At 50.9% G+C, this 6,646-nt stretch carries 10 protein-coding genes; 4 read left to right on the top strand and 6 right to left on the bottom strand.

Features of this window, described 5'->3' with window-relative positions; genetic code table 11:
• The first annotated feature begins 331 nt into the window (after positions 1-331).
• A complete protein-coding gene (locus tag AR688_RS17955) occupies positions 332-865 on the top strand; it encodes a gamma carbonic anhydrase family protein (protein WP_068237214.1) in 534 nt (177 codons plus the stop codon).
• Here the strand turns inward: AR688_RS17955 and AR688_RS17950 are convergent.
• Both AR688_RS17950 and aroE read right to left on the bottom strand, forming a co-directional pair.
• Positions 862-1,098 (bottom strand): DUF1488 family protein, encoded by a 237-nt coding sequence (locus AR688_RS17950; protein ID WP_068237212.1) that lies wholly within the window; start codon positions 1,096-1,098, stop codon positions 862-864. The two genes, AR688_RS17955 and AR688_RS17950, sit on opposite strands and share 4 nt — an antisense overlap.
• A 4-nt stretch (positions 1,099-1,102) precedes the next feature.
• Positions 1,103-1,921 carry a shikimate dehydrogenase gene (aroE, locus tag AR688_RS17945; RefSeq protein WP_082694831.1) on the bottom strand — a complete coding sequence of 273 codons (819 nt, stop codon included), beginning with the start codon at positions 1,919-1,921 and terminating at the stop codon, positions 1,103-1,105.
• Between the two features lie 29 nt (positions 1,922-1,950).
• Between aroE and AR688_RS17940 the strand changes: the two genes are divergently transcribed.
• Positions 1,951-2,373, top strand: coding sequence for a group II truncated hemoglobin (locus AR688_RS17940; RefSeq protein ID WP_231732144.1), 423 nt, complete (start codon positions 1,951-1,953; stop codon positions 2,371-2,373).
• On the opposite strand, the gene hemF is transcribed toward AR688_RS17940, so the two are convergent.
• Both hemF and AR688_RS17930 read right to left on the bottom strand, forming a co-directional pair.
• Positions 2,370-3,302, bottom strand: a complete 933-nt coding sequence (gene hemF / locus AR688_RS17935; protein ID WP_068237209.1) for an oxygen-dependent coproporphyrinogen oxidase — start codon at positions 3,300-3,302, stop codon at positions 2,370-2,372. The two genes, AR688_RS17940 and hemF, sit on opposite strands and share 4 nt — an antisense overlap.
• A gap of 1 nt (position 3,303) precedes the next feature.
• Positions 3,304-3,858 (bottom strand): L-threonylcarbamoyladenylate synthase, encoded by a 555-nt coding sequence (locus tag AR688_RS17930; protein ID WP_068237207.1) that lies wholly within the window; start codon positions 3,856-3,858, stop codon positions 3,304-3,306.
• 119 nt (positions 3,859-3,977) lie between these two features.
• Between AR688_RS17930 and purE the strand changes: the two genes are divergently transcribed.
• Together purE and AR688_RS17920 are read left to right on the top strand one after the other, a co-directional pair.
• Positions 3,978-4,469 carry a 5-(carboxyamino)imidazole ribonucleotide mutase gene (purE, locus tag AR688_RS17925; RefSeq protein WP_068237204.1) on the top strand — a complete coding sequence of 164 codons (492 nt, stop codon included), beginning with the start codon at positions 3,978-3,980 and terminating at the stop codon, positions 4,467-4,469.
• A complete protein-coding gene (locus AR688_RS17920) occupies positions 4,466-5,602 on the top strand; it encodes a 5-(carboxyamino)imidazole ribonucleotide synthase (protein WP_068237199.1) in 1,137 nt (378 codons plus the stop codon). Before purE ends, AR688_RS17920 begins: the two co-directional genes overlap by 4 nt.
• A gap of 13 nt (positions 5,603-5,615) precedes the next feature.
• Here AR688_RS17920 and AR688_RS17915 read toward each other — a convergent pair whose 3' ends face one another.
• Together AR688_RS17915 and AR688_RS17910 are read right to left on the bottom strand one after the other, a co-directional pair.
• On the bottom strand, positions 5,616-6,155 hold the full coding sequence (locus tag AR688_RS17915; protein ID WP_068237198.1) for a DNA topoisomerase family protein: 540 nt from the start codon (positions 6,153-6,155) through the stop codon (positions 5,616-5,618).
• A 15-nt stretch (positions 6,156-6,170) separates the two neighbouring features.
• Positions 6,171-6,644, bottom strand: coding sequence for a DUF494 family protein (locus AR688_RS17910; RefSeq protein ID WP_068237197.1), 474 nt, complete (start codon positions 6,642-6,644; stop codon positions 6,171-6,173).
• Between the last annotated feature and the right edge of the window lie 2 nt (positions 6,645-6,646).

Below are 6,646 nucleotides of genomic sequence, written 5' to 3'. Positions count from 1 at the left end.
GATGATTCTTACTTCAAAAACTCATCGTCACACCAGACTTGTTTACTCATTTCACCGCGTTAAACACCACCGTGAAGCGAGGGCGCCATTTTAGTGATTTAAGCCGGTCTGTCAAGCGTCTTTTTGAAAGATTTTTGCGAACCGGTTTAACTCACCTGAAGCACCCAAACTGCAGCACCCCGTGGCATGGCGCGCATTATAGGACGTTTTTAAACTCCTGCAAGCGGTTATTTGAGAAAACTTGTACTTTTAAGATCGTTCGCAGAAAAATTGGCCGAAAAGCGCTTTTTTAATACATTTACTGCATAATAACGCAGCATTGGAGAACATTATGACGATACGAGCTTATAAAGGTATAACACCGAAACTGGCATCAGGGGTATATATAGATGAATCCAGCGTGCTGGTGGGCGATATTGAGCTGGCGGAAGATGTCAGTATCTGGCCCCTGGTAGCCGCGCGCGGTGATGTGAACTATATCCGTATTGGTGCCCGCACTAATATACAGGATGGTTCGGTGCTGCATTTATCCCGCCCAAGCCGGGGCAAACCAGCCGGCTCACCACTGATTATCGGTGAAGATGTGACCGTAGGCCATAAAGTGATGCTGCATGGCTGCACACTGGGCAACCGCATCTTAGTGGGTATGGGCGCTATAGTGATGGACGACGTAATAGTAGAAGACGACGTAATTATCGGCGCAGGCAGTTTAGTGCCACCGGGTAAGCGGCTGCAGAGCGGCTATTTATATGTCGGCAGCCCGGTAAAACCAGCACGGCCTTTAAATGACGCCGAAAAAACCTTTTTGGCTGAATCTGCTGCTAATTATGTGCTGCTGAAAAATGAGTATCTGGCCGGGGTCTAAAGCCAGATCTCGCCCGCGGCATTATAAGCGTCGTCGGCTATCGCCTGTTCGGCGTGATCTTCCCAGCTAAAGGCATCGGCTTTTGCTTGCTGTAGAAATACAGCTGGCACTTGCTGTGCCGGAAGCGGGATAAAACATACTACTTTTAATCCGCTGACCAGACAGCTGAAGCTGACAGCCTGCCGGGTTGCATCAAAGGCAAAATCATTATTAAAGATCAGTTGCTGGTTCATTGACTCAGTTGCCGCTTAGCTGCTGTTTAAGTACAGCTAACACTGGCGTGATATCCGGCCTTTTACTGCGCCAGATATAAAACGCTTCGGCTGCCTGTGACAATAACATACCCAAGCCATCTGCTTGCTGCGGCACACCTTCAGCTTTTGCCCATTGCAAAAATGGTGTTGGCGCAGCGCCGTACAACATATCGTATGCTAGCTGACAGTGCTGTAAAAGCTGGGCAGCGATTAACGGTCGCTCACCGCTTAAGCCGGATGAGGTGGCATTAATCACCAGCTGATAAGGTTGCAATGGTATATCGGCATAACCACAAGCACTAACGCGCGGGCTAAAATTAGCCGCGATGGCTTGCGCTTTACTGACAGTGCGGTTAGCCAACACCAGCTGCTTAACACCGGCATCCAACAATGGGCCAATCGCACCGCGACTGGCACCGCCGGCACCGAGCAGCAATACGATGATACCATTAAGCGTAACGCCAAGCCGTGTCAGATCAGCCACCAGGCCAATACCGTCGGTATTATCGCCGCAGAGTTTACCTTCGCTATCTATATAAAGTGTGTTCACAGCACCAGCTTGCTTTGCCCGCTGTGATAATACGTCAGCCAGTTGATACGCCTGCTCTTTAAACGGCACAGTGACATTACCGCCTTTACCACCGGCGGCAACAAAACCCCGCCAGCTGTCGGCAAAGCCATCAAGCGGTGCTAAAATGGCGTCGTATTGTAGTTGTTCGCCCAGTGCGGCAGCAAACTGTGCATGAATTAAGGGCGACTTTGAGTGGCCTATCGGATTACCGAATACTGCATAACGGTCCACAAATGATGTCCATCAAGAAGTTAATACAGATGATTTTTAATAAAACCACGCCAAATAGCAAGCCACATCCTACACCGGAGCAAACGCCCTACGCTATGCTGGGCGGTGAAGGCACAGTTCGCAAGCTGGCAAATCGATTTTACGATGTAATGGAAAGCGCCCCGCAAGCAGCTGAGCTGTATGCTATTCACCCACTGCCGCTGGATACTATCCGGCAGAAGTTTTTCGAATTTTTATCCGGCTGGCTCGGCGGCCCACCGTTGTTTGAGCAGCAGTATGGCCACCCCCGCCTGCGGGCGCGGCATTTACCTTTTCCGGTAGACCAAAAACTGCGTGATCAGTGGATGTTTTGCATGGATAAAGCACTGGATGAAGTGGTAGAGAATAAGCTGCTGCGTGATGGTATTCGCCAGTCAATTGGCCAACTGGCGAGCCATATGATTAATTGTTAAGCCTGAAGCTTTAACCAGTCCTGCGGTTTAAGATAGCGTTGATACAATAATGCTTCTGCACTGCCCGGCTCTGGCTGATAACCATATTGCCAGCGCACCAACGGCGGCATCGACATTAAAATCGACTCGGTACGGCCGCCACTTTGCAGGCCAAACAAGGTGCCCCTGTCGTACACCAGATTAAATTCAACATAGCGGCCACGGCGGTAAAGCTGGAACTGGCGTTCATGCTCGCCATAGGGCATATCTTTGCGCCGCTCAACTATCGGCAAATACGCCGGAATAAAGGCCTCGCCCACAGCGCGCATCAGGGCAAAACTTTGCTCAAAGCCAGGTGCATTTAAGTCATCAAAAAACAGCCCGCCAACACCCCGGGTTTCGCCGCGGTGCTTTAAGTAGAAATACTCGTCGCACCACTTTTTATAGGCCGGGTAATATTCGGTGCCAAAAGGGTCAACTGCTGTTTTAGCCGTTTGGTGCCAATGCACCACATCGTCTTCAAACGGGTAATAAGGTGTTAAATCAAAACCGCCGCCAAACCACCACACCGGCGCTTCACCGTCTTTTTCGGCAATAAAAAACCTTACATTGGCATGAGTCGTTGGTAAATAAGGGTTATTCGGATGGATCACCAGCGACACACCACAGGCATTAAAGCTGCGCCCTGCCAGTTCCGGCCGGTGTGCGGTAGCCGATGCCGGCATATTGGCACCAAATACATGCGAGTAATTCACCCCGGCCTGTTCAAATACCTTACCGCCGGTTAGTACACGACTTTTACCGCCACCGCCTTCAGGCCGCTGCCAGGCATCTTCAACAAAGTGCGCGCTACCATCTGCCTGCTGCAGTGCGGCGCAGATATTGTCCTGCAATTGTTGTAAAAACTGTTGCACGGCTGCCAGATGATGCTGAGGTTGGCTGTTGGTCACCTTAACTCCTTACTATATTGCCACTTAAGGCATCACGAATTTGACTGGGTTGTGTGGCACCACCCAAAGGTCCCGGCATAATAGCAGACAACTTATCGCCCAGGCTTTGCTGCAGCTCAGCTTTGTCGGTAATGGCCGGCTGGCCGGATAAATTGGCGCTGGTTGATACCAACGGTTTGCCATAAGCACTACACAGCTGCTGCACCACCGGATGAGCACTGACCCGCACAGCTATGCTATCGAACTGACCGGTAATCCACTTCGGTGCCGTTTTGCTGGCCGGCAACACCCAACTGATATGGCCGGGCCAGCTGGAAAATATCTGGTAACGCTTTTCCGGCGGTATGGCTTTGTCATCTACATAGGGCAACAGCTGCGAATAATTGGCCGCAATTAAGATCAACCCCTTCTCTACCGGCCGCTGTTTTATTGCCAGCAGCGCCATTACCGCCGCCTCGTTATCCGGGTCGCAACCTAAACCATAAACGGCTTCAGTGGGGTAAGCGATAACACCACCTTGTTGCAAGGCCTGTAAAACCAGCTGTTGTTCTGCCATTTGTTGCTACTACTCCGGATAATTGTACGAAAAACACAGTTAAAATTTTCTTCAGTTGCGCAACTGGCTATAATAGCGCCTTCACGCTTTTAGTTCATCACGTACAGAAGGAAACAACAATGCAAGTTGGCATCATCATGGGTTCAACCTCAGACTGGCCTACTATGAAGCACGCCGCTGATATGCTGGATAAATTCGGTATTGCCTATGAAACCAAAGTTGTTTCCGCACATCGCACACCACAGTTACTGGCCGATTACGCCAGCAGCGCCGCCAGCCGCGGTTTAAAGGTCATTATTGCCGGCGCCGGTGGTGCAGCGCATTTACCCGGCATGGCCGCGGCCTTTACCAGCCTGCCGGTACTGGGCGTGCCGGTGCAATCTAAAGCCCTGAAAGGTTTAGACTCTTTGCTGTCTATTGTACAAATGCCCAAGGGCGTAGCAGTAGGCACCCTGGCCATTGGCGATGCCGGTGCCGCTAATGCCGGCCTGTTGGCAGCGCAAATTCTGGCCACAAACAGCGCGGAGCTGATGACAAAAATTGATGCCTTTCGTCAGGCGCAAACCGATATGGTATTAAGCCAGCCTGATCCGTCACAGGTGCCGTTATGAGGGTATTAGTGCTGGGTGCCGGCCAACTGGCGCGGATGATGGCGCTGGCCGGTGCACCGCTGAATATCAGTATCAGCGCTTATGATGTCAACAGTGACGCCATAGTGCACCCTTTAACACAGCAAAATTTGGGTAAAGGCCTGGCCAATGCCATAGCTGATGCCGATGTGGTGACTGCCGAGTTTGAACACATTCCGCTGCCGGTACTAGCGCAGTGTCAGCAAAGCGGTAAGTTTTTTCCGGGCGAAACTGCCATTAAAGCCGGTGGCGATCGCCGGTTAGAGAAGCAGTTGCTGGACAGTGCAGGTGTGCGCTCTGCCAGTTATCACATTATTAATAACGAAACCGATTTTAAAGTGGCGATCAACAAGCTGGGCTTGCCGCTGGTATTTAAAAGCGCGCTGGCCGGTTATGACGGCAAAGGCCAGTGGCGGTTAAAGCAAGCTGAGCAGGCCGCAGCCTTGTGGCAGGATATCAGCGCCCTTCTGGGCGCCGATAGCAAACAAGCTATCGTAGCTGAGCAGTTTATTCCGTTCCAACGTGAAGTGTCACTGATTGGCGCCCGCAATAGCAAAGGTGAAGTGCAGGTGTATCCGCTGACCGAAAACCACCATGTGAATGGTGTGCTTAGCGCGTCATTAGCACTACCGGGCAATGAGCTGCTGCAACAGCAAGCGCAGCAGATGTTTACTGCGGTGGCAAATCAGCTGAACTATGTCGGCGTGCTGGCGATTGAATTTTTTGATGTTAACGGTGAGCTGCTGGTCAATGAAATTGCACCACGGGTGCATAATTCCGGTCATTGGACCCAGCAAGGTGCCGATGTTTGCCAGTTTGAGCAACACTTGCGTGCCGTCTGCGGTTTGCCGCTGGGCAGTACAGCGCTGATTCGCCCAAGCTTAATGGTGAATATTCTTGGTGAAGATACCGTGCCGGAGCAAATATTGGCTCTGCCAGGGCTGCACCTGCACTGGTATGGTAAAAGCAAACGCGCCGGCCGTAAGATGGGCCATATTAATGTATCAGCGGCAGATAATACTCAGTTGAAGCAGCGATTTGAACAGTTGATCGCGCTATTGCCTGAGGCTGATTTTCCTGAGCTGGCACAAATGGCTGCACGGTTAAACGGATAGGCTGGCCGGTAGTTTAAGCTGCCGGCTGTTTTTCGCCGCACTTTTTATCAGCGCAGTACAACACGCCTTTCTTTTCTACCAGTAAACCGAAACCACAACTGACGCAGCTGCCGGCCACCGGTTTGTCATTCAGCAAAAACTTGCATTTGGGGTAGTGATCACACCCCCAAAATGCTTTACCAAACTTATTTACCCGTTCTGTCAGCTGCCCCTGTTTACACTTCGGGCAAGCCAGGCGTTCTGCCTCAGGTTGTTCACTGTGCTCGTGCACGACAAAAGTACAGCGCGGATAATCAGTACAACCGATAAACATGCCGTACCGGCCGTTCTTTACCGCCAGTGCATTGCCGCACTGCGGGCAGGCTTCGCTATCCAGCACTTTTACGATGCTGGTTTCATGCTGGTGTAAGGCTTTTATATAGTTGCAGGCCGGATAAGCACTGCAACCAAGAAAAGGGCCGTTCTTACCTGATTTCATCGCCAGCGGTTGCTGGCATAACGGACATAACTGCTGCTGTTGCGGCAGGTCAAACAAGGCCGAATCGTCTGTCATAAAGGCTAAGGCCGCTTAATGCAGCGGCCCTTCAGGTTCATCAAAAATTAAATCTTCCATTTGGGCATAGGCATTCTCATGGCCGGGCACATTAAACAGCACCATCAGTACCACCCATTTTAAATCTTCCAGGCTAATGCTGTTACTGTCCAGATCCATTACCCTGTCGATAACCATCTCGCGGGTAACGGCGTCCAGCACATTAACTTGTTCCAGAAACAGCAAGAAGCCCTGGCACTCTACATCCATTTTAGCCAATTCCGCCGCGCAATAAATACGGGTAGCGTTAGAGGTGCCTTTGGACAAATAAGGCTTAACATGACTTTCCTGCAGCGCAGACAGGTTGTCGAGCCACTTTAGCGCTTTGAAGATATCGTCGTCATGAAAACCCGCCCGGCTTAACTCTTTGGTCAGATCAGCATGGTTAACGTAAATGTCAGATTCATTGTGGATATAGTTTTCGAACAGATAAACGAGGATATCAAACATAC

It is taken from the genome of Rheinheimera sp. EpRS3, from assembly GCF_001513785.1.
GTDB lineage: Bacteria > Pseudomonadota > Gammaproteobacteria > Enterobacterales > Alteromonadaceae > Alishewanella.
The sequence above is the reverse complement of the archived record's forward strand: the minus strand, read 5'-3'. Positions and strand labels throughout refer to the sequence as shown.

Coding starts and splice junctions, on each gene's coding strand:
- AR688_RS17915 (WP_068237198.1), bottom strand. CDS start 6,155: ATGACAGACGATTCGGCCTTGTTTGACCTGCCGCAACAGCAGCAGTTA.
- purE (WP_068237204.1), top strand. CDS start 3,978: ATGCAAGTTGGCATCATCATGGGTTCAACCTCAGACTGGCCTACTATG.
- AR688_RS17930 (WP_068237207.1), bottom strand. CDS start 3,858: ATGGCAGAACAACAGCTGGTTTTACAGGCCTTGCAACAAGGTGGTGTT.
- AR688_RS17950 (WP_068237212.1), bottom strand. CDS start 1,098: ATGAACCAGCAACTGATCTTTAATAATGATTTTGCCTTTGATGCAACC.
- AR688_RS17910 (WP_068237197.1), bottom strand. CDS start 6,644: ATGTTTGATATCCTCGTTTATCTGTTCGAAAACTATATCCACAATGAA.
- AR688_RS17955 (WP_068237214.1), top strand. CDS start 332: ATGACGATACGAGCTTATAAAGGTATAACACCGAAACTGGCATCAGGG.
- AR688_RS17940 (WP_231732144.1), top strand. CDS start 1,951: ATGATTTTTAATAAAACCACGCCAAATAGCAAGCCACATCCTACACCG.
- AR688_RS17920 (WP_068237199.1), top strand. CDS start 4,466: ATGAGGGTATTAGTGCTGGGTGCCGGCCAACTGGCGCGGATGATGGCG.